The organism is Actinoplanes sp. CA-131856, assembly GCF_050956135.1.
Lineage (GTDB): Bacteria > Actinomycetota > Actinomycetes > Mycobacteriales > Micromonosporaceae > Actinoplanes.
On record NZ_CP191849.1, the window covers coordinates 4713375 to 4737500 of the forward strand.

Below are 24126 nucleotides of genomic sequence, written 5' to 3' on the forward strand. Positions count from 1 at the left end.
GGTGTCCCCGTCCGTGCAGACACCACGATTGAGGGCGGCCCTGGCCGCCGGATTGCTCCTCACCTTCCTGAGTCCGATAGCCGCCGCCGAGGCGGCTCCCAACACCGGCACGCCCTTTCCCGTCTTCAAGGGCGACGCCAACCCCGTTCCCGGCGAGCGCACCGGTTACCACGTCCGCAACCAGCTCCAGGGCATCTTCGACGCCGACGTGGCAGCCGGGGCCGGCACCTCCACCGACAACGACTTCTGGGTCGACAAGATGCTGGCCCGGGCCGGCAACCAGCCCGGCGGGTCGAACGGCGACGCCAACCAATATCTGTTCAGCCGGGGCCGCGCCGCCTTCATGAAGACCCACACGCCCGGCGTCATCGGCTTCGGAGGCGAGCTCGCCTACATCGAGTCGATCGCCGGCGGCCAGGGCGGCTACACCATCACCGCGTCCGTCAACGGCGCCGACGTCACCTTCACCGAGGACGCGGCGCAGCGCAAACAGACACCCAGCTACTGGCGATCGGTGTTCACCAGCACCGCCGCCGGTCTGCGCCTGGTGCAGACCAAGTACATCACCGACCAGAACGTGCTCGTCACCGACGTCGAGGTGAGCAGCACGAACGGGGCCAAGGACGTCACGCTCACCGCGAGCTCGCCCTTCGCCCGCACGATCGAGAGCGACAACGGCGAACTCACCGGCGCCGTTCGCGCTTTCAACAAGCTCACCGACCTGTTCCCGCGCTTCTCCGGCGACGGCTTCGCGCCGGTCGACGGCACGCTGAAGCGCACGCTCTCCGTGCCGGCGAGCGGTTCGGCCCGTACGAAGGTGCAGCTGGGCCTGGTCGCCAAGGAGATTCCGGCCTCGGCCTCGGAGTACGAGCACTACCGCGGCCTGGCTCCCGCCGCGGCCTACAAGGAGCACGTCACCGCGTACAACCGCTGGTGGGCCGAGAACGTCCCGTATCTGGACACCCCGGAGAACAACATCGACAAGACGTTGTTCTACCGCTGGTGGCTGATGCGGTTCAACTTCCTCGACGCCGACATCCCGGGCAACGACTACCAGTTCCCGACGTCGATGGAGGGCGTGCTCGGCTACAACAACGCCATCGTGCTGACCACCGGCATGTTCATCGACGACCTGAAGTACTTCCGGGACCCCAGTTTCTCGTACGGCCCGTGGGTGTCGGCCGGTGAGGTCGCGAAGAGCACAAAGTACGTCGACAACCCGGGCGACCCGGCCAACTGGTCGAACAGCTACACCGAGTACATCTCGGAGGCCGCCTGGCGCTCGTACCAGCTGCACGGCGGGCCGGCGTCGATCGCCGGCAACCTGGCCGAGTACGCCGAGAGCGACGTCGAGGGCCTGCTCGACGCGTACGACTTCGACGGCAACGGCCTGATCGAGTACAGCTGGGGCGCGATGACCGGCAACGACGCCGACGCGGTGTCGTTCGACTGGCGTAAGAACCAGAACATGGACCGGACCGAGAACGCGTACCTCTACTCGAACGCCAAGGCTGCGGCCGCCGCCTATCGCACGGCCGGCAACACCACCAAGGCCACCGAGATGGACGCGTTCGCCGCCCGCGTCAAGAAGGCGGTGCTGGACAACCTCTGGGAGCCGGCCCGCGACACCCCGGACGAGATGGGGCTCAAGGGCAACCTGCTCAAGCACCGCAACGTCCCCTCGGACACGCTCGTGCCGTGGAAGGAAATCAACAACTACTACCCGTTCTCGGTCGGGCTGATGCCCAAGCCGGGTGACCCCGACTACGACCAGCCGTACGTCGAGGCGCTGCGGCTGTTCGCCGACGACGCCCAGTACCCGATCTTCCCGTTCACCACGGCCAACCAGGCCGACAAGGCGGCCGCGGCCGCCCAGGGCGACCCGGGCAGCAACAACTTCTCCGTCATCAACTCGACGGTGACGTTCCGGATGCTCTCGTCGGTGCTGCGGAACTACCCGACCCAGTACATCAACGCCGAGTGGTACAAGAAGCTGTTGTACTGGAACGCCTGGGCGCACTACCAGAACAACGGCGACAACCGTTATCCGGACCAGAACGAGTTCTGGGCCGACGGCTCGGCCGCCAACCAGAGCATCGGCTACCGCTCCTGGATCCACCACACGATCCTGGGCGCCACCAACTTCACCGTCATCGAGGACGCGATGGGCCTGCGCCCGCGCTCCGACGCCAAGGTCGAGCTGGACCCGATCGACGTCGGCTGGGACCACTTCACCGCCAACAACATCAAGTACCGCGACAAGGACCTGACCGTCGTCTGGGACGCGCCCGGCGGCCAGCGGTACTACGGCGACACCCCCGAGGGCTACTCGGTCTATCTCGACGGGCAGCTCGCCTTCACCGCCGACAAGCTGGGCAAGCTGGTGTACGACCCGGAGACCGGCGCTGTGGACGCGGCGCCGGGGGTGCAGGTCCTCTCGTCCGCCAAGATCGGCATCAAGGCGCCCCAAGAGGTCACCTACGCGGCCGACGCCCGGGTCACCGACATCATGGCCAAGGCCGGCATGAACACCGCCACCAACGTCGCGGCCGGTCACCCGGCCACCGCCACCTTCTCGGCTGCGGGGCGCGCTCCGGCCGGTGCGGTCAACGGCACCACTGTCAACGAGCCCTTCTGGGGCACCGCCGGCTCGCCCAACGCGACCGACGCCATCACCGTCGACCTGGAGGGCTCGCGCAAGATCGACGACGTCCGGGTCCACTTCTACAAGACGTCGACCACCGCGACGGTCCAGGGCTACGCGCCACCGGCCCAGTTCACCGTCGAGTACGACAACGGCGACGGCTGGAAGACCGTCCCGGGTCAGAGCCGGTTCCCGGCCTATCCGCAGGGCAACCTCAACCAGGTCCGCTTCCCGGAGGTCACGGCCCAGAAGCTTCGGATCACCGTGCACCACGCGGCCGGGGCCAGGACGGGCATCAAGGAAGTCCAGGCGTACGACAGCAACGTGGCCGCACCGGCCGCGCAGGACGCCAAGCCTCTGGCCGACGCCTGGGTGGACTCCACCTACTCGCAGGACGGCTCGGTCCGGCTGCTCGGCCTGGCCCAGGACGACGGAACTCCGGGCACCCCGGTGACCTCGTCGTGGTCGGTCGTGGACGCGCCGGCCGGCGGCTCGGTCGCCTTCGACCCGGCCACCTCGCCCACCACCATCGCCCGCTTCACGGCGGCCGGCCGGCACGTGCTGCGGTTGACCGTGCGCTCTGGATCGGAAGTCTCGACGAAGGACGTCGTGGTCAACGCGACCGCGCTGACCGAGGGTGAGATCAACATCGCCACCTCGGCCGCCGCGTCGGCCAGCTTCACGGCCGGCTGGAACAACGTCAACGCGATAAACGACGACAAGGCGCCGTTCTTCAGCGGCGGATCGAACTCCGACATCTGGGGGACGTGGACCGGCAACGAGCCGGCCACCCGCTGGCTCCAGTACGACTTCGCGTCGGCGGTCCGGGTCAACCGGGCGTCCATCGACTTCTGGTCGGACAGCACCACCGGCGGCAGCGGTGTCGCGGTCCCGAAGAGCTGGAAGGTCCAGTACTGGGACGGCGCGGCCTGGAAGGACGTGACCGGGGCGACCGGCTTCGACCCGGCCGTGCGGGGCCGCACCAACGCGGTCACCTTCGACCCGGTCACCACGACCCGGTTGCGGGCCACCTTCAACGCGCTGCCGAACGCGGCCGGCACGGCGTACTCGGCGGTCGGCGTCACCGAGTGGCGGGTGTTCGCCGCCGCGGCGAGCTCCATCCAGCCGGTCGACGTGCGCACCCAGACGGGTGTGCAGCCGGCTCTGCCGGCCACGGTCCAGGTGACGTACGCCGACGGCGCCACCCTGCCGGTGGCGGTGGCCTGGGGCACGATCGACCCGGCCAAGCTGGCCGAGATCGGTGACTTCACGGTCAGCGGCTTCGTCGCCGGCACCACACTGACCGCCTCGGCCCACGTGTGGGTCCGTGGCAGCGCCCCGGTGCAGATCAACACGGTCGACCCGGTGGCGGTCACGACAGCGGTCGGCGTCGCGCCCGTCCTGCCCACCGGGGTGACGGTCGGCTACAACGACGGCTCCCGGCAGAGCGGCATCGGGGTCACTTGGGCTCCGATCGACCCCGCCTCCTATTCGAAGGCGGGCACCTTCGAAGTGACCGGACAGGTCGCCGGCACCGACAAGACGGCCACCGCCACTGTCACCGTCGGCACGGGCGGCCCGGTCGACACCTCAGCTCCGGTGGTCTCGTTGACGGCCGCGCCGGAAGCGGCCTGGACGAACACGGACGTGAAGGTGACCGCCTCGGCGACCGACAACCGGGACCAGTCCCCGGCCATCGAGGTCGCGGTCGGCGACAGCGCGTTCAAGGCCTACACGGGCCCGGTCACGGTGACCACCGAGGGCTCGACCACGGTCAAGGCCCGCGCCACCGACGACGCCGGCAACGTCTCGGCGGTCACCTCGCTGGTGGCCGGCATCGACCGCACTCCGCCGACCGCGAAGGCCGTCTTCTCGGCGGGGGAGCGGACCGTCACCATCACCGGGACCGACGCGCTGTCGGGAATCGGGTCGGTGCAGTACCGGCTGAACGCGGGCGACTGGACGACGGCGACCGGGGCGGTGGCGATCGGCTCCGCGGCCACCACCGTCGAGTACCGGTCGGTCGACAAGGCCGGCAACACCTCGGCCGTCGGCACCCTCGAAGTCGAGGCCGGTCAGGCGCCGGTGAACGTGGCCCGCACGGCCACCGCCTCCGCGTCCTACACGCCGGGCTGGCTCACGGTGGACAACCTGGTCGACGGCGTCACGCCGACCGGGCCGCTCGGGCCGAACACCGACGTGTGGAACACCTGGCCCCAGGTGGGCGAGCAGTGGATCCAGCTCGACTGGGCCTCTCCGGTCACGGTGGACCGCACCCGCGTCTGGTTCAGCAACGACATCGACGGTGACGGCAACGGCGTCGCCCCGCCGTCGGCGTGGAAGCTCCAGTACTGGGACGGCTCCGCGTGGAAGGACGTGGAACAGCCCACCGCCTACGGGAACTCGGCGACCTCGTGGAACACCGTCAGCTTCACGGCGGTCACCACCACGAAGCTGCGGGCCCTGCTCACCGCCAGCGGCACCGAGGAGGGCAAGGGCGCTCCCGGCGTCCAGGAGTGGGAGGTCTACGACGTCCCCGCTCAGGGCTTCCAGGTGGCGGCCGAGGCGAAGGCGCAATGCATCGCCGGCAAGGCGTACGTGTCGGTCACCGCTCGCAACAACGACGACCGGCCGCTGACCGTCGAGCTCATCACCCCGTACGGAACCAGGACCGTGACCGATCTCGCCCCCGGCAAGATCGCCTACCAGTCCTTCACCAGCCGGGCCACGCAGATCGCCGCGGGCACGGCCTCCGTGAAGGTCGAGGGCACGGCCACCGTCACCGCGCCGTACGGCTCCATCAGCTGCTCATAGAGGGAATCGCCTTGAGACCGCTTTCCGCAGCGGTCGCAGGGATGGTCGCGGCCGGGTTGCTGCTCACAGCACCCGCCGCGGCCGCCCAGGCGGCCGAATCGAACACCTTCACCCACACCTCGAACCCGATCCTGGCCGACGGCTCCTACTACTCGGCCGACCCGGCGCCCCTCGTGGCCGGCGACCAGCTGTACATCTACACCGGCCACGACGAGGCCGGTCCCACCACCAACGACTTCATCATGAACGAGTGGGGCGCCTCCCGGACCTCCGACGTCGCCTCGGGGGAGTGGACCCACTTCCCGTCCCTGATGCGGCCCGAGGCCGTCTTCGCCTGGGCCACCCCCGGGCGGGCGTACGCGGGTCAGGTCGTCCAGGGCCCGGACGGCCGCTACTACTGGTACGTCCCGGTGAGCGAGCGCACCAGCACCGCCGCCGACAAGTTCGCCATCGGCGTGGCCGTCTCGGACAGCCCGACCGGCCCGTGGACCGACCACATCGGCGGGCCGCTCATCTCGCAGCGCACGCCGACCGCCAACGACATCCAGAACATCGACCCGACGATCCTGGTCGAGGGCCAGCGGGTCTTCGTCTACTGGGGAACGTTCGGTCAGCTGCGCTTCCTGGAATATCAGGCCGACATGAAGACCCCGGTCGGCACGCAGCGCTCGATCGCGGCGCCCACCGGATATTTCGAGGCGCCCTGGCTCTTCAAGCGGAACAACACCTACTACCTGGCGTACGCCGGTAACAACGCCGGGCCGGCGTCGGCGTGCACCCCGGCCAACTACCACGCCTGCATCGCCTACGCGACCGCGTCCGCCCCGGAGGGGCCGTGGACGTACCGGGGTACCGTCCTCACCCCGGTCTCCTCGACCACCAGCCACCCGGGCATCCTCGAGTACGACGGCCAGTGGTACATCGCCTATCACACGGCCGACGCCGTGGGCGGCAACCACTTCCGCCGCTCGGTGGCGATCGACAAGGTCGAGTGGGACGACACGCAGACGCCGCCGCGCATGAAGCAGGTCGTGCAGACCCCGGTGAAGCAGCCGGACCGCACCCCGCGGGCCAACATCGCCCAGGCCGCCCAGGTGACCGTCTCCAACAACCCGGTGCCCACGCAATACTGGGTGAAAGCGCTCAACGACGAGATCGTGCGGGCCAACCCACTGCCACCAGACATGTGGGGCACCTGGACCGGCACCAACCCGCCGCAGCAGTGGGTCCAGTACACGTGGGACCAGCCGATGCGGATCTCCGGATCGCAGATCGAGTTCTGGAACGACCAGCCGCAGGGCACCGGCGTCGGCGTGGCCGCGCCGGCCAAGTGGAAGATCCAGTACTGGAACGTCGCGACCGGCCAGTGGGCCGACGTGCCCAATCCCAGCGGCTATCCGACGGCCACGCAGGGATTCCAGAACACCACCTTCGACGCGGTCACCACCACCCAGGTGCGGGCCGTGTTCGACGCCTCGACCAACGGGGCCACCTATTCGGCCGTCGCGGTCGAGGAGTGGAAGGTTCTGGCGGCTCAGCCCGCCGCTCCGATCACCGCTCCGGCCCTCACGGTCGAGGTCGGCGAGACCGACCTGCCGGCCACGCTGCCGGTCGACGGCCTCCCGACACCGGTCTACTGGGACGCGGTCACTGCGGCCGACGTGGCCCAGCCCGGCACGTTCACGGTGTCGGGCAGCGTGCTCGGCTACGCCGCCGGACGGGTCACGGCCGAGGTCACCGTCGTCTCGCCGTCCGACACGTCAGGCGACACCACGGCGCCCACGCTGACGCTGACACCGAGCGGCAGCGCGGGAACCGAGGGCTGGTACCGCTCGGCCGTCCGCGTCCGGGCCGCCGCCGTGGACGACCGGGGCGGGCGGATGACAATCCGCACCACTGTGGACACCGGCGCCCCGGTCGAGGCGGCGCCGGTGCGCCAGGCCGACGTCACGGTCACCGGCGATGGACGGCACACGGTCACCGCGACCGCGACCGACCGGGCCGGAAACACGTCGGCGCCGTCCACGCTGGCGGTGAACATCGACGCCACCGCCCCGGCCAGCACCGGCACCGTGGCCGACCGGAAGGTGACCGTCACCGCCACCGACGCCACCTCGGGTCTGGCCCGTATCGAGTACACGTTCGGCGACGGAACCTGGGCAACCTATGCCGGGCCCATCGCCGCACCCTCGTCGTCGAAGCACACGGTGTCGTTCCGCGCTCTCGACAAGGCCGGGAACCTGGAGACCGCCAAGTCGGTGGTCATCCCGGCCGACCTGTCCGGCCCGCTGACCGGCAACGTCGGCCCGATCGCGGTGCCGACTGCCTCGTACACGGCCGGATGGAACAGCGTCACCGCCCTGAACGACGACAGCGACCCGGCCAGCCCGGGCCAGGCCCAGATCTGGGGCACCTGGTCGGGCACCCGCCCGGCCACCCAGTGGATCCAGTACGACTGGTCCCGGCCCATCCGGCTGACCGGCGCCGAGCTCAAGTTCTGGCGTGACAGCGCCAAGGGCACCGGCGACGGCGTGGCCGAACCGGACGGCTGGAAGCTGCAGTATTGGGACGGCTCGGCCTGGGCCGACGTCACGAACCCCAGCACGTACGGGACGAGCAGCACCGCCTTCAACAAGGTGACGTTCGACCCGGTCACGACCTCGCGGCTGCGGGCCACCATCACCGCCAACGGGAACGGCACCACCTATTCGGCCGTGGCCGTCACCGAATGGCGGGCGTTCGCCGACGAGAGCCGGCCCGCGCTCACGGTCACCGCCCAGCCGCGGTGCATCGCCGGGAAGGCGTACGTGGCCGTGACCGCCCGCAACGAGGGCGACGCCGCCACCGACGTCGAGCTCGTCACGGCGTACGGCAAGAAAGCTTTTGAGAACGTCGCCGCCGGCGGCAATGCCTATCAAGCCTTCGCCGCACGGACCTCCTCGGTGCCGGCCGGCACCGCGACCGCCAACGGCGTCACCGCTATCTACCCCGCGCTGAATTGCTCATAGAGGAGAACCGATGAACAGAAGAACCCGCATCAGTCTGGTCGCGGCCGGCTCGCTGCTCGCCGGCGTGGCCGTCCTCCCGGCCGCCGCCGTGGCCGACCCGGGCGACGAAGCCGAGCTCGACGTCAGCGTCGACATCACCGAGATCAAGGAGCCCGGCGTGCTGGCCCTCACGGTCGCCGGCAACTCGGTGGCCCTGACCGAGGACGGCTCGGACCTGCTGGTCCGGCAGTTCACGGGCACGCTGCCGACGGTCACCGTCACCGACACCCGCACCCTGGAGGAGATCCCGGCCGGATCGGCCTGGGCCGTGCTCGGCAGCTCCAGCGACTTCACCGCCGCCGGCAAGCCGGCCATCACCGCCGACCACCTCGGCTGGAAGCCCAAGCTGCTCGACGGCGGCGACACCGGCCTGGTCTCCGAGGGCGAAGAGGTCGTCACGGTCCTGGACGAGCCCACGCAGCCCGGCAACAATGTCGGTCTCGTCGACCAGGAGCTGCTGGTGTCCACCTACGACTCGGGCGAGGTGACCGGCGGCGCCTACACGGTGAACGCCGGCCTGAACCTGCGCACGCCGGCCGACGTCGCGGCCGGCACCTACCACGCCAAGCTCACCCTTTCCCTGTTCGAGTAAGGACCCCACCATGCGCCGCGCCGTCGTTGCCGTCATCGCCGCCGCCCTCCTGCTGCCGGCCGTGCCGGCCACGGCGGCGCCCGCATCCGGATCCGTCACCTGGACCGTCCAGCCCGCCGGGAAGAACGGCCCGGACGGGCGCCGCTGGATCGAGCAGACCCTCGACCCCGGCAAGACCGTCACCGAGCACCTGGCCGTCCGCAACTTCGGGGACACGACAGCGGTCTTCGCCCTGAAGGCGGCCGACGGCTACCTGACCGACAAGGGCCGCTTCAACATGCTGCCCTCGGACAGGAAGTCGGTCGACGGCGGCACGTGGATCAGCGTGCAGAAGTCGGTGACGGTCGGCCCGCAGGAGACGAAGGTCGTCCCGTTCACCATCACGGTCCCGGCCAAGGTGACCCCGGGCGACCACCCGGCCGGCATCGCCGCCACCATCGCCGGCAAGCAGGGCACCGTCCAGGTGGAGAGCCGGGTCGGCTTCCGCGTCCTGCTGCGAGCCTCGGGCGAGATCCGCTCGGAGGCGACCGCGGACCAGCTCCAGGCCCGTTACGAGCGCTCGTGGAACCCGTTCCGCCCCGGCGCGGTCTCGTTGTCCTACACCGCCGCCAACACGGGGAACATCCGGCTGCCGGTGCAGGCCCGCACCGAGGTCTCGTCCCTGCTCGGCACCCGAATCGCGTCGGCCGACCTGGGCGAGCTGCTCCCCGGCGGCAGCACGTCGGCCTCGGCCCGCGTCGACGGCGTCTGGTCCCTGGGCCGGGTGACGACGACGGTCACCCTGTCGACGGGCGCCCCGGTGACGGTGACGACGTGGGCGCTCCCGTGGCCCCAGTTGCTCGTGCTCGTGGCCGCCGCGGCCCTGGTGCTGTTGCTACGCCTGCACTTCCGCCGTCGACGCCTCCACCTCGAGGCGCTGCTGGAACAGGCCCGCCAGGAGGGCCGACGCTCCGTCTGAGCTCGCAGTGGTCGTCTCGCGAGGATGCATGGGCCGCCATGGGCTCCAGCAGGGCCCATGGCATCATGCGGCGGTGGCCAGGGAGAAAACCGACTTGAGCGCCATGCTCGATGAGTTCGACTGGGTCGGCCCGGCGGACGAATATTGGCCGTGGAGCGCCGACACCAAGGTAGCGCTGCGAGACTTGGCCGCTGACGATCCTCAGACCATCACGAGGGGCCTGTCACATCTGTGGGTGGCGTTCATCGAGTATCCGAACGTGTTCCCGCCTACGGCGGCGGCCGTCCACTACGTGCTGGCGCTGCTGGATCTGCGGCCGGGCGGCGACACTGCGATCCGGAACCCGGACGGGCAATTCCGGCCGCTACGTGCCCATCTGCTGAGCTGGTTGGCGGGTGCGGCAGACGCGGTCGGCGACGTTCGCGTACGCGAGTTCGTCGAGCTCGCTGGATTCTCGCCGTTGGAGTACCCGTATCCGGCCTGGCACGAGGTCCGCAAGCTTCGTCCCCGCATGTACTGCACCGTGGCCGCGTTTCTCGACGACCCGCATCCTGCCGTCCGGAAGGAGGCGATTGCCGCGGCGGCGCTACTCGCTGACGTAGCCGGAACCGAGCCGTCGCACTGATCCAGCAGCCCGCGCGAACGAGCGTCGGCTATGTCGTGAGGGTGCGGCCGTGAAGGTGGCGGAAGGCGGCGGTGACCAGGTCGCGCAGAGCTTGCTCGTCGATGCCGGTCAGGCGCTTCAGATAGAGGCACGACTTTCCGGTGGTGTGCGGGCCGAGCCGGGCCAGGAGATCGTCGTACTCGGCGAAGCCGGCCGAGATGTAGACGGTGAGCGCCTGCTTGCGCGGTGACAGCCCGACCGCCGGCCAGTCACCCTCCTGGCCCGAGGCGTACCGGTAGTGGTACCGGCCGAAGCCGATGATCGACGTGCCCCACATCTGCGGCTGCTCGCCGGTCGCCTCGGTCATCAGGGCGCAGACCGACTCGGCGTCGGCCCGGCGTTTCGGGTCGGCGACCGAGGCCAGGAACGCGGCCACGCTCGCGTCGTTCGGAGTCGTCTTCGGCTCGGCCATCTTTCCACCCTAGACGCGGCCGCCCGCCGCGCCCATACGGACACGGCGGGCGGCTGGCGTCACTTGTGCAGGTCGAGCTGGTGAGGCGGGGTGGCGCCCGCAGAACGGTTAGTGCCTGACGCACCGCGCCACCAGGAAGACCGGCAGGCGGGCGGCCTCGCGCCGGACCGGGTCGGCCTTCCAGCTCGTGGGCGCCGGTGGCTCGTTCATCGCCGTGATGTGCAGGCCGTTGCGGGACAGCTCGTTGACGTACGTGGAAAGCGTCCTGTGGTTGGCTCCGACCTGCCGCCGCAGGGTCGCCCGCTCGTCGCTGGTGATCCAGAAGCCCTCGCCGGTGTAGTCGCCGCCGGGCGGCCATGAACCCGCGACGGCCGGCGTGCCCGCGAAGCAGGGGTGCAGGATCGAGAAGGTGAACGAGCCGCCGGGGCGCAGGAGCCGGCCGGCCTCGGCCAGTGCCCCGCTCAGGTCGTCGATGTCGGAGAGCCCGAAGTTGCCGACCGCCGCGTCGAACGACGCGTCCGGCAGCTCGCTCAGATCGGCCGCGTCCGCGTGCACGTAACGGATCGACGGCGGCCCGGCCGCGCGGGCCTTGGCCAGCAGCGCCGCCGACAGGTCGACGCCGGTGACCTCCGCACCGAGGCCGGTCAGCACGCGGGACACCCGCCCGTGGCCGCAGGCCAGATCGAGGACGGAGAGCCCGCCGACCGGCCCGGCCAGTTCCAGCAGCGCCCGCAGCACCGGGTCGTCCGGGTCGGAGAATCCGGCGTCGTAGAACTCGGCCACCGCGTCATATCGAGCGTTCACCATGCGCTCGACCGTAGGCCCACCGCGCCCGTGCGGGCGCGGCGGGCCCACCGCGTCACTTGTGCAGGTCGAGCCAGACCAGGCGGTGGTCCGAGGTGGGGAAGCCGTTGACCGGGGCCCAGATCGGGTCGTAGACGCCGCTCAGCCGGGACAGCGGGTCGGACTGCTTCGGCCAGAAGACGCCGGCGCCGGTCACCTTCAGGCCCTTGCGGGGCAGCACGTAGTCGGCGCGCAGGTTGCCCGGGGCGGTGTCGGCGAAGTCGGCCGTGTCGTACCGCGGGTCGCCCTTGTGCGTGGCGTTCGCGCCGCCCTGCAGGACCGCCGCCTCGGCCGCGCCGGCGCTCGACGGGCGGGTGCGGCTGTTGATGAGCGGGTGGGTCAGCAGCTGGTTGATGGCGCCCTCGTACGAGTCGCCGTCGAGCGGGTCGGCGTTCTGGTCGCCGGCGATGACGAAGTCCTGGCCGCGCTTCAGGCCACCCCGATGGCCCTTGTCGTCGTAGATGTAGCGGGCCCCGTTGACGTAGTCGGCCCAGAAGCGGATCTCGTCGTGGTTGCGGCGGCCGTTACGGTCCTCGGGGCCGTCGAAGGTGGGCGGCGTCGGGTGCGAGACCAGGAAGTGCAAGGTCTTCCCGTGCACGCGGACCGGCACGTCCCAATGGCTCTTCGACGACAGCCGCAGCGCCGCCTGCTCCTCGGCCGAGTAGTAATCGGTGGGCAGCAGGTTGCCCGGCATGTCCTTCCACTTGAACTGCTGGAAGGTCCGCACGGCCGAACGGTCGATCGGGTACTTCGAGTAGACGACCATGCCGTACTGGCCCGGGAACAGCCCGAAGCCGTACGAGTCGTCGCCGTAGGCCTGATCGCCCGGCGTCGTGTCGATGACGCCGTTGTTGTTCAGGTCGAAGCCTGACGAGATGCCGGTGTTGGAGGGCGCCACGAACCGGTACGGGTAGCGCTGGGCCGGCGCCCCGTTCTGCGAGACCGCGAGGAAGTTCCGGGCGAACAGATCGGCCGCGGCCGGGTCGTAGTCGAACTCGTTGAGCAGCACCACGTCCGGGTGGGCCCGCTGGATGACCTCGGCGACGTTCTTCGCCTGACGGCGGTACACGTCGTCGACGTCCGGGTTGGCCAGGTGCTCGCGCAGCAGCCCCTGCGACGGGCGGTTGAGCGACAGGTTGTACGTCGCGACGCGCAGATCGCGGTTCCTATGGGCCTCGGCCGGCGCGGACGCGGCGCCGAGGGCTACCGTGGCGAGCACGGCGGTGACCAGAAGACGTCTCATGCTCCCGTCCTATCCGGAGCGACCTTGATCAATCAACCAACACTAAGGTTCGGGCGGTGAACATTTCTCTTTCGGGGCTCGGCGATCTGGTCGGCGGCGCCCGGGTCGTCGCGCTCGGCGAGTCCGCCCATCACGTCCGCGAGTACGACCTCGTCCGCCACCAGCTGCTGCAGTTCCTGGTGGAGGAGAAGGGCTTCACGGCCCTGGTCATGGAGTCGGGCTTCAGCGAAGGGCTGGCGCTGACCGCGTGGGACGGCTCCGGCGCGTTCCCCGAGGGCGCGATGACCTATCGCTTCGGCCGCAACCCCGAGATGCGGCACCTGATCGGCTGGGCCCGCCGGCGCGGCGTCGCCTTCTACGGCCTCGACCTGCCCGGCGACCTCGCCTCGATGAGTCCCGCCCTCGACCATTTGGCCAACTTCGAAGACATTGACGATGTACGCCGCCACGCGGACAAATTCGCGAGCGCGTACACGATTCCCGCGCTGGCCGCCTATCGGGCGATGGCGCCGGAGGACCGCGACGCGCTGACGCTGGGCCTGGCCGAGCTGAGCGCCCGCTTCGCCGTCCGGCACCGCGGCGCGGCCGAGGCCCGGCACGAGCTGCGCCTGCTGGTGCTGCTCGACCAGATGCTGCGGTCCGCCGGCCCTTCCCTCAACGTGCGCGACGCCGCGATGGCCGAGACGGTCGATTGGGTACGCGGTCAGGGCCACCGCAAAATCGTGGTGGCGGCCGCCAACACGCACATCCAGCGCGTCTTCCCGGGCTTCGACGTGCTGGGCCACCATCTGGCCGACGCGTACGGCGACGACTACCTGGCCGTCGGCCTGACCGCGTACGGCGGCGTCACACCGACCCGGCGGCCCGCGCCGGACGCGCCCGCCGGGGCCGAGACGGTGACCGTGCCGCTGCCGCCGCCCGTGCCCGGCAGCGTCGAGGACTTCCTGGGCCCGCGCGCCGTCGTGGCCGACCTGCGCCCGCTGCGCGGCCGGCGCGGCCCCGACCGCATCCGGTTGCTCGACACCTGGCTCGAAGGGCCGGTCGCCGAGGCGTACGACCTGATCGTGAACGTGCCCGAGATCAGCCCGACCCCGGAAGGAGTCTGGAACGGCGGTCGCTGACTGGCAAAAGGGATAAAATGCACCGTGATCGTCCTACGGCGGGTGCGTGTGACGACCCGGCTGGTCATCGGCTTCCTGCTGCTCTCGCTCTGCGTGGTGGCGGTCGGCGCGGCCGCCCTGTGGTCGGCCCACGGCACCCGGGTCACCGCCACCGAACTGGCCCGCACGCAGGCCCAGCTCGACGCGGCCCAGCAGCTCAAGTTCCGGGTCACCGACGTCAGCGGATGGCAGGCCGGGTACGCCTTCGACATCGTGCGCGGCGCGAAGAACGCCACCGATGACGACGCCACGACCCGCTCCGCCTATCTGGCCGCCATGGCGAGCTTCCACGAGGAGCTCGACACGCTGGCCGCGCTGGCGCGGACCCCGGCCGAGCAGGCCGACGTGGCGACCATCCGCAACGGGCTGGCCCAGTTCGAGGCCATGGACGACCGGATCATCGCCGCCTATCGGGCCGGCACCCCGGCGCGGACCGAGCTGGCCAACGACCTCGTGGTCGGTCAGGGCCTGGAGATCTACGCGGTGATCCGCAGCGGCTCGGACAGCCTGCTGGCCAGCGCCCGCGCGGCCGAGGCGGCCGCCCTCGACCGGGCCCGCCAGACCGCGACCACGACGCGACGGGTGGCGACCCTGGTCGGTGCCGCCGTGCTGGTCCTGTCGGTGGCGCTGGCCGTGGCGCTCGCCTTCTCGATCATCAGACCGTTGACCGCGCTGGGCGACCGGCTGGCCGACATCGCCGAGGGCGAGGGCGACCTCACGAGGCGCCTCGAGACGACCGGGCACGACGAGTTCACCCGAGTCAGCCAGTCGTTCAACACCTTCGTCGGGAAGATCGCCACCACCGTACGGGAGATCGGCGCGTCGGCCGCGACCGTCGCCCACGCCAGCGAGACGCTGACCAAGTCGGCGATCCAGATCCTGGTCGACGCCAAGAAGACGTCACGCCAGTCGGGCGAGGTGGTGCTCGCGGCCGACGAGGTGCTGGGCACAGTCCGTACCGTCGAGACCGGAACCCAGAAGATGAGCGGAAGTCTGCGACGGGTCTCGGCCGACGCCGCCGAGGCGTCGGCCGTGTGCGAGCAGAGCGTGCGGGCGGCCCGCGCCACCCACGAGCTGATCGGCCGGCTCGGCGAGTCGAGCCGGCAGATCGGCGACGTGGTCCGGGCCATCACCGCGATCGCCCAGCAGACCAACCTGCTGGCCCTGAACGCCACCATCGAGGCGGCCCGGGCCGGCGAGTCGGGCAAGGGTTTCGCGGTGGTCGCGGGCGAGGTGAAGGACCTGGCCCAGGAGACGGAAAGCGCGACCGAGAACATCACGACGATGGTGCAGAGCATCCAGCAGGACACGGCCGCCGCGGCCGACGCCGTCGGCCAGATCGTCGAGATCACCGGTCGCTTCGGCGACTTCCAGGCCACGGTGGCAGCGGCCGTCGAGCAGCAGACCGCCGCCACCGACGAGATGAGCCGCGACATAGCCCAGTCCACCGCCAGCTCGGCCGACATCGCCGAGGCCATCGCCACCATCTCCTCCGGCGCCACCAGCACGAGCGACGGCGTCCTCGACATCAAGGCGGCGACACAGGAGCTCTCCGGCCTGAGCAACGACCTGCGCGTCCTGGTGGGCCAGTTCAAGGTGTGACGGCAGCGTGGCGCCTCTTTCGTGTACGTGTTGGCCCGGCGCGCGGCCGCACCTACGCTGGCGGCATGGCTGAGCCGAAGACGACTCCGAACGACGCGAGCGTGGCCGCGTTCCTGGCCTCGGTCGCCGACCCGAAACGCCGGGCCGACGCCGAGTCGGTCTGCGCCCTGATGACCGAGGCGACCGGCGAGCAGCCGCAGATGTGGGGCACGTCGATCATCGGCTTCGGCCGGTACCACTACCGGTACGCCTCGGGCCAGGAGGGTGACTGGCCGGCGGTCGGGCTGTCACCGCGCAAGCAGGCGCTCACCGTCTACATCTCGGCCGGCTTCGCCGAGTACGACGATCTCCTGGCCCGGCTCGGCCCGCACACCACCGGAAAGTCGTGCCTCTATCTGAAGCGCCTGACCGGCATCGACGAGCAAGCTCTGCGCGACCTGGTCACCGCCGCCTTCCGCCACCTTCACGGCCGCACCCTCACGACATAGCCGACGCTCGTTCGCGCGGGCTGCTGGATCAGTGCGACGGCTCAGTTCCGGCTACGTCAGCAATCTGTTCGCCGCGTGTGGACCTCAGCTCGCGGAATGCTTCTTCCGCCCAGCGCCTGCCTATCGGATCGGTGCAGGCGGCCAGGAACGCCTGCGCCGTGGCAGCGATGCGGCGGTGATGAACGGCCAGTTCCGGGAGTTGTGTCAGTGCCAACGCCGCGGCGATCGCCTCCTGCCGGACGGCGGGGTGCGGGTCGTCGAGAAACGGGGCGACGGTGTCGTACATCCGGGGACGAAGCTGCCGCGTCGTGTGCCACGCCGAGTTCGGGTCCTCCAACGGTGAGAATCCAGCGAGCTCGACCAACTCGCGTACGCGAACGTCGCCGACCGCGTGTGCCACGCCCGACAGCCAGCTCAGCAGATGGGCGCGCAGCGGCCGGAGTTGGCCGTCCGGGTTCCGGATCACGGTATCGCCGCCCGGCCGCAGATCGAGCAGCGCCAGCACGTACCGGACGGCCGGTGCCGTGGGCGGGAACACGTTCGGATATTCGATGAACGCCACCCACAGATGCGACAGGCCCCTCGTGATGGTCTGCGGATCGTCTCAATCAGAGCGACGGACGGCGGTGACGCCCCGAGCGGGGGACATTCGCTCGGGGCGCCGCCATGGTGGGGTGGGCGGGTGGGGTCAGGTGAAGCGTGCGGCGATCCAGTCGGCGACCAGGGTCGTGCTCTGGAAGACGGCGCCGTCGTGGGTGGCTCCGTCCAGCTCGGTGTACGTCACGGGCTGGCTGTAGGCGCCGAGCTGGGTCATCAGTGGGCCGGCCGTGAAGATGTACGGGACGGCCTCGTCGGCCGTGCCCTGCACCAGCAGGACGGGGGCGCTCGTGGCGGTCTGGCCCGGGTTGAGGTAGCGGGCCAGCTTGGTGACCACCGCGTCCGGCAGGGCGCCGCCGACGAGCAGCTCCTCGGCGGTCAGCGGGGCGAAGGCGTCCAGGATCTGATAGAGGCAGCCGGACTGGAGCACCGACACCTTCTGGCGGGCGGGCGGCGCCAGAAGCGTGTTCGGGTTGACGCTCGCGTCCACCGTCTGCAGGCCGTAGAGGCCCATGACCAGATAGCCCTGACCGGCCGTGCCGGGGATGACCGGTGCGAACAGGTCGGCGTTGGAGACGGGGGCGATGGCCGCGGTGCCGCGCAGCACGAGCGGGCTGTCGTACGAGGGGGCGATCTGGTTGACGAACAGGGCGCCCTGTCCGCCCTGCGAGTGCCCGTCCACGACGTACTGCGTGCTCAGCGCGGTGTCGAGGCGCCGCGCGGCCTTCACGCTGTCGATGATGGAGCGGGCCTCGCTGTTGCCGATCAGGTACGGGTGCGAGGTGGGGGTGCCGAGGCCGGGATAGTCGGGCGCGGTCACCGTCCAGCCGCGCCGGAGCAGCTCGGCGATCGCGGCCCGGGCCTCGGGCCAGAACACCGCCTGGCTGGCCGAGGGGGAGCACTGGTCGGCCAGGCCGGTGGTGCCGTGACCCCAGGCCACCGTCTTGTTGTTCTTTCCGGTCTTCGGGGTGAGGACGAGACCGGTCGCGGTGATGACGCCGCCGTTGACATTGGTCGTCACATAGGAGATCCGCTTTCCGGTGGCCAACGGGGAAAGCTCCGCCGGAAGGGTCGCCGTCACGTTGGTGAGAACGGTTCCGGCCAATGCCACGGCGCCTTGAGCGGGCGCGGCGAAAAGGGACACACTGAGGATGAGGGTGGCCGCAATGGCCAGCCGTCTCAGGGCAGGAGACATCGTCGTTTCCTTTCGATACCGGTAAAAGATGGCCAGACAGGATCCGGGCCGCAAGGGGCGCGGCCCGGAAGCTTGAAAAGGGAATTGCTAGCGCGTAATCGCGAAATGGTCGGCGACGCGGCGCAGAGCGGCGACGGTCTCGCGGTCGCGGCTCTCGTCGTCCTGCGTCGGCCAGGCGCTGCACTTCACGATGACCACGTCGGCGGTGGGGTCGACGTAGAGGTACTGCCCGTGGACACCGAGGGCCGTGAAGGCCTGGAAACACTCGGTGCCCAGCGTCCACCACTGGTTGGCGTATCCGTAGTGGTCGTAGCCGGAAGGGCCGAGCGCACCCACGGCGAGCTGCGGTTCCTCCGAGCCTCGGCTGCGCCGCACCCAGTCGCGGGGCACGACCTGGCGGCCGTTGGCGAGGCCGTCGTCGACCATCAGCTGGCCGAGGCGGGCCAGGTCGCGGGCGGTGGCGTTGAACGAGCCGGCGCCGATCGCGGTGCGCGGCCGGGCCCGGGTCAGCCAGTAGTACGCGTCGCGGTCGGCGCCCAGGTGACGCCAGAGACGCTCCTCGGCGTACGCCGCGATGCTCTTGCCCGTGGCCGCCTCGAGCACCCAGCCGAGAATCTGCGCGTCGAACGTCGAGTAATTGAAACTCTCACCGGCCGGAGCGCGCCGTTCGGCCGAGCGGACCACCGTCGCGACGTCGCCGCCGCCCATGACGGCCTGTTCGAATCTCTTGATGCCGCTGTCGGCCACTTCCCAGGTTTCCAGGTCGCCGACGCCACTGCTCATGTCGAGCAGGTCGGCGATGGTGTTCTCCTCGTACGCCGTACCGGCGAAATCGGGCCGGTAGTCGGTGACCCGGTCTTTCACGCTGCCGATGACGCCGTCGTTCAGCGCTATTCCGATCAGCAGCGAGGTCACCGATTTCGAGATCGAGAACAATTGCATGCGGGTGCGGGGCCCGGCGAAGGCGCCCGGATAGGTCTCGTGCACGATCGCGCCGTGGTGCAGCACGACGAAGGCGGTGGTGAAGGTGCGGCGGTGCAGGTCGGCGAGGCTGTAGTCCTCGTCTTCGAACCGATAGGTCAGGTCGAGCGGGTGTGGATCGAATGGCAGCGGCGAGCGGAACGGGCCGCGGGCCACCCGTTCGGTCGGCATCAGCCAGTTCATGTGCGTGAACGTCCACTCGTTGAACGGCCTGCGCATGATCAGATCGCCCTGGCGGTCCCACCAGGAGGGTTCGCGCGCGGCCGCGGCCGGCTCGGTGGTGCTGGTCATCTCGGCTCCCCGTCGTCAGGTCCGCCCTCGAACAGTTCACGGAGGGTGAGCCCGGATGGTTCATCGGCCGGTTCGAGGTAGCTGCTCATGATGCCGAGAATCGCCATACCCAACAGGTTGTCCTCCACGACCCCCGCTCCGGGATCACCCATGTGGCGGACAGCGAACCCTTCGAGGACGGCGGCGATGATGTTGGTGAACTGCTCGATCGTGATGCCCTTGCGCAGTTGGAGACCGCGCGAGGAGATCGTGGTGTCGTAGATCTTCATCCACGGCTCGAGGGCGCCGCGGTAGTTGTTGGCGATGGCCGTGTGGATGCCGTCGTTGCGGTCGGCCGTGGCCACCATGATCAGTTGCAGGCGGAACAGCGGCATCCGGCAGATCGTCATGAGCTCCTGGTACGCCGAGCGGAAGACCGCGTCGACGAAGCTGTCCTCCTCGACCAGCCAGTCGCCGCGCGTCTCCATCTCGGCCCCGTACTGCGGGTCGTAGCTGGCCGCATGCAGCAGGAAGGTGAGCAGGTCGTTGAGGTAGTCGTCGTGGCTGGCCCAGGTCGAGCGGTAGGGCCCCGCGCCTTTCTGCCGCAGGAACGGCGGATCGAGCTCGGCCACCTCACGCGACAGCGCGCGCTCGGTCAGAAAGCTCAGTCCCGACCAGTACTGCTTACGGCCGTCCCCGTTGGGCGTGACCCGCTCGCCGGCGCCGAGATTGCGCTCGACCAGGTTCGATCCCGCCTTGAGGTAGGACGCGACCTTGAGCGAGTTCACCAGTGCGGCCCGGGTGGACTCGCGTACGCCCTTGACCCGGGTGACGATTCCCGAAAAATCCAGACAGTATGGGTAGGGAAGATCCTTCTTTCCGTACGTCATAGGAGTGATTCTGTCGTGGATTCGCGTTCCTTCAAGTACGCGCGTGCGTAGTACTCGGAGGCTAGTCCTTCAGCCGATTTCGAATGGTGAAATCGTGGCAATCAGTAATCGAGCCATCACGCATTGAGTTCTTTCTCTGCCCGGAGGTACGCCACGGCGAGAGTCCGCCGCACCGGAGTGCCCTCCAGGCGCGTCATCACAGCGTCGAGCCGCTCCCGTTCGGCCGGCGTGAGCGCGGCCTCGATCGCCTCGCCGTACGTCGGCGCGAGCGGATTGGGCGCGGTCCTTTTGAGACCCTCCCAATCCGCGAACGGTTCTCCCGGCGCGTCGATCTGGGCCCGGTAATCGAGCTCGATCGCGCCGAATCCCGTGCTGTGGGCCCAATCCAGCAGATCGCGCTCGTCGAAACCGATCAGCACGTCGTCGTCCGACGTGGTGCGGAATCGCTCGACCACCTTGGCCAGCAGGTCGTCGACCTCGGCGGCGCGGGGTGTGCCGTACAGCTGCCCGGGCCGGTAGCCGGACGAGAACCTGTTGATGGGCTCGAAGATCGACAACCGCCCGCCCGGCCGCAGCACCCGGAAGAACTCGGCGAAGGCCTCGGCCCTCCGCGTGCTGTAGATGAGCACCGATCTGGTGGTGACCACGTCGACCGAGCCGTCGTCTATCGCCGACAAATCGGACGCATCGGCCCGCACGAAGCGGCACCGGACGTCGTCGCCGGCCCGGCGGCGACATTCGTCCAGCAGATCCTGCGAAATATCACTGAAGATCACCCGCCCGTCCGGCCCGAGACGCTCCAGGGCGCCGAAGGCGATCAGCCCCGTCCCGCACCCCACGTCGAGCACCGCATCGCCCGGTTCCAGCCCGGCCCGGTCGAGCACCCCGTCCCTCAGGGCCTCCAGGTCGGGCGCATGCCGGTCACGCAGCGTGGCCGAACCTCCGTCACGCCTGGTCAGCAGCCAGCTCGCCCACTTGTCGGTGCCCATCGGCTCACCGTACTTGACAGTCGTCGCATCGAGACCCGCTAATGGAAACGCCGTTTCGTAGAGCGTGACAACTGGAGGTTCCGTGAAACGCTTCCTCGCTGCGCTGGCCCTCACCGGCACCCTGCTCGCGGCCACCCCGGCCCAAGCCGCCCCCACGTACACCCAGGTCAGCACCACTGTCGACGTCCCCTGCTGGATCTTCACGTACCGGCCCGCGGCCGACTGGTACTTCCCGTCCGGCACCCCCAAGGCGCTCGTCTATCTGCAGCACGGTTTCAGCCGTTCCAACGGCAACGTCCAGGACCTGGCGACCAGGTACGCCGCCGCGGGCTTCCTGGTCTTCGCACCCACCCTGCCGTCGGCCGACATCTACGGCTGCACGGTCAACAACATCGGCAACAACACGCCGTTCCTCAACAACGTCGCCACCTGGCTCGGCGACGCCACCAACCCGAACGGCAACCTCGCCCGCAGTTACGCCACGGCGGCCGCGGCGGCCGGCCGCGCCGGCACCACGCTGCCGGCGACGTACGTGATCGCCGGCCATTCGGCGGGCGGCGAGGCGGCGGCCTACGTGGCCAACCGGCTCCGCACGACGCATGCGAGCGCCTTCGCCAAGCTCAAGTCCCTCCAGCTCCTCGACCCGGTGAAATCGCCCCTCGGCAACAACCTCCCGTCGGCCGTCAGCGGCCTGGCCTCGACGTCGTTGCCGATCTACGCCATCTCGTCGCCCCCGTACCTGGCGAACAGCAACGCGAGCGGCACGGTCGCCCTGACCGACGGCCTGGACCGCCCGTTCCTGGGCGTGCGCCTGACCAGCGGCAGCCACTGCGACGCCGAGGGCGCCAGCACCGACGGTTTGTGCACGGTCCTGAACGGCACGTCCCAACCGGTCAACGTGGCCACGCTGCAAACCCTCGCCGTGGCGTGGGCCACCGATGCCGTGTCCGGATCCACCAGCCCCACCTACTACCCAGGCGGCGCGTACTACCAGAACCTGCTGACCACCGGCGTCATCCAGACCCTGAGCGGCACCTGACCCACTGGCGCTCGGCTGGGTCTCCCGGCCGAGCGCCGGCTACTTCCTGGCCGGCACCTGACCGCGTTCGTTCAGCTCCCTGACCGCTTCGTCGAGGGGGATCACGTCCGCATACTTGGCGTCGAGGTCGAACAGGTTGGACTCGTGCGGGCCGGGATCCCGGTCGGCGCAGGCCTCCCGCACCACCATCGGCCGGAAGCCGTTCTGCAGAGCGTCGAGCGCCGACGCCCGTACGCATCCGCTGGTCGAGAACCCGCCGATCACCAGCGTGTCCACGCCGTGCGAGGCGAGCCAGGCCGCCAGCGACGTGCCCGCGAAGGCGCTGGCGTAATGCTTGACCACGACGAGCTCGCCGGGCGCGGGGGAGAGCGGCGGCGCGAACGAGGCGAGCGGGCTTCCTTCGGCGAAGACCGACAGGGCCGGCACCTTGGCCGCGAACAGCGGCGCCTCGGCGCAGGACTTGTCGGTGAAGTGGACGCGCGTCCAGATCACCGGCAGGCCGGTCGCACGCGCCGCCGAGGCCAGGGTCAGCATCGCCCCGGCCGCGTCCTGGCCTGTCGTCAGATGCAGCGGCGATCCGGCGTCGGTATAGGCGAGCGCGGGATCCACCAGCAGTACGGCCGGGCGCGCGCCCCAGCCGAGGCGCCGGGCGAAGCCGGCGGCGGCATAGTCTCGATCGAGATCCGGCATTCCTCAGGCTATCCCTTCCGGGCGCCACCCTATACTCGCGAAACAGCGTTTCGCTAGACGGAACAGGGGATCGAAGATGGAGATCGTCGAAGTGGGCCCGCGCGACGGCCTGCAGAACGAGAAGCGCGTGCTTCCCACGGAGACCAAGACCGATTTCGTACGCCGGGCGATCGCCACCGGGCTGCGCCGCATCGAGGTGGCCGCCTTCGCCCGTCCCGACCGCGTCCCGCAGATGGCCGACGCCGAGGCCGTCCTGGAGTCGGTGCCGCGCTCGGACGGCGTCCGCTACAGCGCCCTCGTGCTCAACGCCCGGGGCCTCGACCGCGCTCTGGCCCTGACCAACCGCCCCCATGAGATCAACTACGTCGTCGTGGCGACCGACGAGTTCTCGAAGCGCAACCAGGGCGTGCCCACCATGGAGTCGCTGGCCGGCTTCCGCGCCGTCGCCGCCCGGGCCCGCGCCGAGGGCTTCGGCGTCACCCTCACGGTCGCCGCCGCCTTCGGGTGCCCCTTCTCGGGGGAGGTCACGCCTGATCGCGTCCGGGACGTGGTCGCCGCCGCCGGGGATGACATCGACGAGCTCTGCCTGGCCGACACGATCGGTGTCGGCGTCCCCGCTCAGGTGACCGCTCTGGCCGCGGCCGTCCGGGAGGTTTCCGGAGCCCCGCTCCGCGCCCACTTCCACAACACCCGCAACACCGGCTACGCCAACGCGATCGCCGCCGCCGCGGCCGGCTTCCGCGCGCTCGATGCCAGCCTGGGCGGCATCGGCGGCTGCCCCTTCGCGCCGGCCGCCACCGGGAACATCGCCACCGAGGACCTCGCCTATCTGCTCAACCGGAGCGGCGACCCGACCGGCGTCGACGTGACCGCCGCGGCCGCCGTCGGCACGTGGATCGGTGCGGAGCTGGGCCTGGCGATGACCCCTGCGCAACTTGGCCGGGCCGGGACCTTCCCCTCCTGAGACGCGGCCGGATGGTCAAGCCGATCGGATGTACGGGTCGCCGT

General features: G+C 70.0%; 19 protein-coding genes. 10 read left to right on the top strand and 9 right to left on the bottom strand.

Annotated features, from left to right (window positions below; genetic code table 11):
• Positions 1-13: 13 nt before the first annotated feature.
• From ACQP2X_RS21785 to ACQP2X_RS21805, 5 genes are all read left to right on the top strand, one after another.
• Positions 14-5458, top strand: a complete 5445-nt coding sequence (locus ACQP2X_RS21785) for an OmpL47-type beta-barrel domain-containing protein (RefSeq protein ID WP_498699736.1) — start codon at positions 14-16, stop codon at positions 5456-5458.
• Between the two features lie 11 nt (positions 5459-5469).
• Positions 5470-8466 (top strand): family 43 glycosylhydrolase, encoded by a 2997-nt coding sequence (locus ACQP2X_RS21790; RefSeq protein ID WP_498699737.1) that lies wholly within the window; start codon positions 5470-5472, stop codon positions 8464-8466.
• 10 nt (positions 8467-8476) lie between these two features.
• Positions 8477-9097, top strand: coding sequence for a hypothetical protein (locus ACQP2X_RS21795; protein WP_498699739.1), 621 nt, complete (start codon positions 8477-8479; stop codon positions 9095-9097).
• Positions 9098-9107: 10 nt separating this feature from the next.
• A complete protein-coding gene (locus tag ACQP2X_RS21800; protein WP_498699740.1) occupies positions 9108-10055 on the top strand; it encodes a hypothetical protein in 948 nt (315 codons plus the stop codon).
• Positions 10056-10128: 73 nt separating this feature from the next.
• Positions 10129-10680: a hypothetical protein gene (locus tag ACQP2X_RS21805; protein ID WP_498699741.1), complete on the top strand. Its 552-nt coding sequence runs from the start codon at positions 10129-10131 to the stop codon at positions 10678-10680.
• A gap of 28 nt (positions 10681-10708) precedes the next feature.
• On the opposite strand, the gene ACQP2X_RS21810 is transcribed toward ACQP2X_RS21805, so the two are convergent.
• The 3 genes from ACQP2X_RS21810 to ACQP2X_RS21820 all read right to left on the bottom strand — a co-directional run bounded on the left by ACQP2X_RS21810 (position 10709) and on the right by ACQP2X_RS21820 (position 13217).
• Positions 10709-11131: a DUF1801 domain-containing protein gene (locus ACQP2X_RS21810; protein WP_498699743.1), complete on the bottom strand. Its 423-nt coding sequence runs from the start codon at positions 11129-11131 to the stop codon at positions 10709-10711.
• Between the two features lie 108 nt (positions 11132-11239).
• A complete protein-coding gene (locus ACQP2X_RS21815; protein WP_498699746.1) occupies positions 11240-11938 on the bottom strand; it encodes a class I SAM-dependent methyltransferase in 699 nt (232 codons plus the stop codon).
• 52 nt (positions 11939-11990) lie between these two features.
• Positions 11991-13217 (bottom strand): endonuclease/exonuclease/phosphatase family protein, encoded by a 1227-nt coding sequence (locus ACQP2X_RS21820; protein ID WP_498699748.1) that lies wholly within the window; start codon positions 13215-13217, stop codon positions 11991-11993.
• Positions 13218-13273: 56 nt separating this feature from the next.
• Between ACQP2X_RS21820 and ACQP2X_RS21825 the strand changes: the two genes are divergently transcribed.
• The 3 genes from ACQP2X_RS21825 (at position 13274) to ACQP2X_RS21835 (ending at position 16467) form a co-directional block, all read left to right on the top strand.
• Positions 13274-14338, top strand: a complete 1065-nt coding sequence (locus ACQP2X_RS21825; protein WP_498699749.1) for an erythromycin esterase family protein — start codon at positions 13274-13276, stop codon at positions 14336-14338.
• A gap of 24 nt (positions 14339-14362) precedes the next feature.
• A complete protein-coding gene (locus ACQP2X_RS21830; protein ID WP_498699751.1) occupies positions 14363-15979 on the top strand; it encodes a methyl-accepting chemotaxis protein in 1617 nt (538 codons plus the stop codon).
• Between the two features lie 65 nt (positions 15980-16044).
• The gene (locus ACQP2X_RS21835) at positions 16045-16467 is read left to right on the top strand and encodes a DUF1801 domain-containing protein (protein ID WP_498699743.1); all 423 of its coding nucleotides are present in this window, start codon (positions 16045-16047) and stop codon (positions 16465-16467) included.
• Between the two features lie 28 nt (positions 16468-16495).
• Here ACQP2X_RS21835 and ACQP2X_RS21840 read toward each other — a convergent pair whose 3' ends face one another.
• The 5 genes from ACQP2X_RS21840 to ACQP2X_RS21860 form a co-directional block, all read right to left on the bottom strand.
• A complete protein-coding gene (locus ACQP2X_RS21840; protein ID WP_498699752.1) occupies positions 16496-17029 on the bottom strand; it encodes a hypothetical protein in 534 nt (177 codons plus the stop codon).
• A gap of 126 nt (positions 17030-17155) precedes the next feature.
• Entirely contained in the window at positions 17156-18259 is a 1104-nt protein-coding gene (locus ACQP2X_RS21845; RefSeq protein WP_498699753.1) for an alpha/beta fold hydrolase, read from the bottom strand.
• 87 nt (positions 18260-18346) lie between these two features.
• Positions 18347-19531 (bottom strand): serine hydrolase domain-containing protein, encoded by a 1185-nt coding sequence (locus ACQP2X_RS21850; RefSeq protein ID WP_498699754.1) that lies wholly within the window; start codon positions 19529-19531, stop codon positions 18347-18349.
• Positions 19528-20400, bottom strand: a complete 873-nt coding sequence (locus tag ACQP2X_RS21855; RefSeq protein ID WP_498699755.1) for a hypothetical protein — start codon at positions 20398-20400, stop codon at positions 19528-19530. Before ACQP2X_RS21855 ends, ACQP2X_RS21850 begins: the two co-directional genes overlap by 4 nt.
• Before the next feature lie 116 nt (positions 20401-20516).
• A complete protein-coding gene (locus ACQP2X_RS21860) occupies positions 20517-21389 on the bottom strand; it encodes a class I SAM-dependent methyltransferase (protein WP_498699756.1) in 873 nt (290 codons plus the stop codon).
• A gap of 82 nt (positions 21390-21471) precedes the next feature.
• On the opposite strand from ACQP2X_RS21860, the gene ACQP2X_RS21865 reads away from it, so the two are divergent.
• Complete coding sequence (locus ACQP2X_RS21865; protein WP_498699758.1) at positions 21472-22428, top strand: alpha/beta hydrolase; 957 nt, start codon at positions 21472-21474, stop codon at positions 22426-22428.
• Between the two features lie 39 nt (positions 22429-22467).
• On the opposite strand, the gene ACQP2X_RS21870 is transcribed toward ACQP2X_RS21865, so the two are convergent.
• On the bottom strand, positions 22468-23118 hold the full coding sequence (locus tag ACQP2X_RS21870) for an isochorismatase family protein (protein WP_498699760.1): 651 nt from the start codon (positions 23116-23118) through the stop codon (positions 22468-22470).
• 76 nt (positions 23119-23194) lie between these two features.
• Between ACQP2X_RS21870 and ACQP2X_RS21875 the strand changes: the two genes are divergently transcribed.
• Positions 23195-24082, top strand: coding sequence for a hydroxymethylglutaryl-CoA lyase (locus tag ACQP2X_RS21875; protein WP_498699761.1), 888 nt, complete (start codon positions 23195-23197; stop codon positions 24080-24082).
• Positions 24083-24126 lie beyond the last annotated feature (44 nt).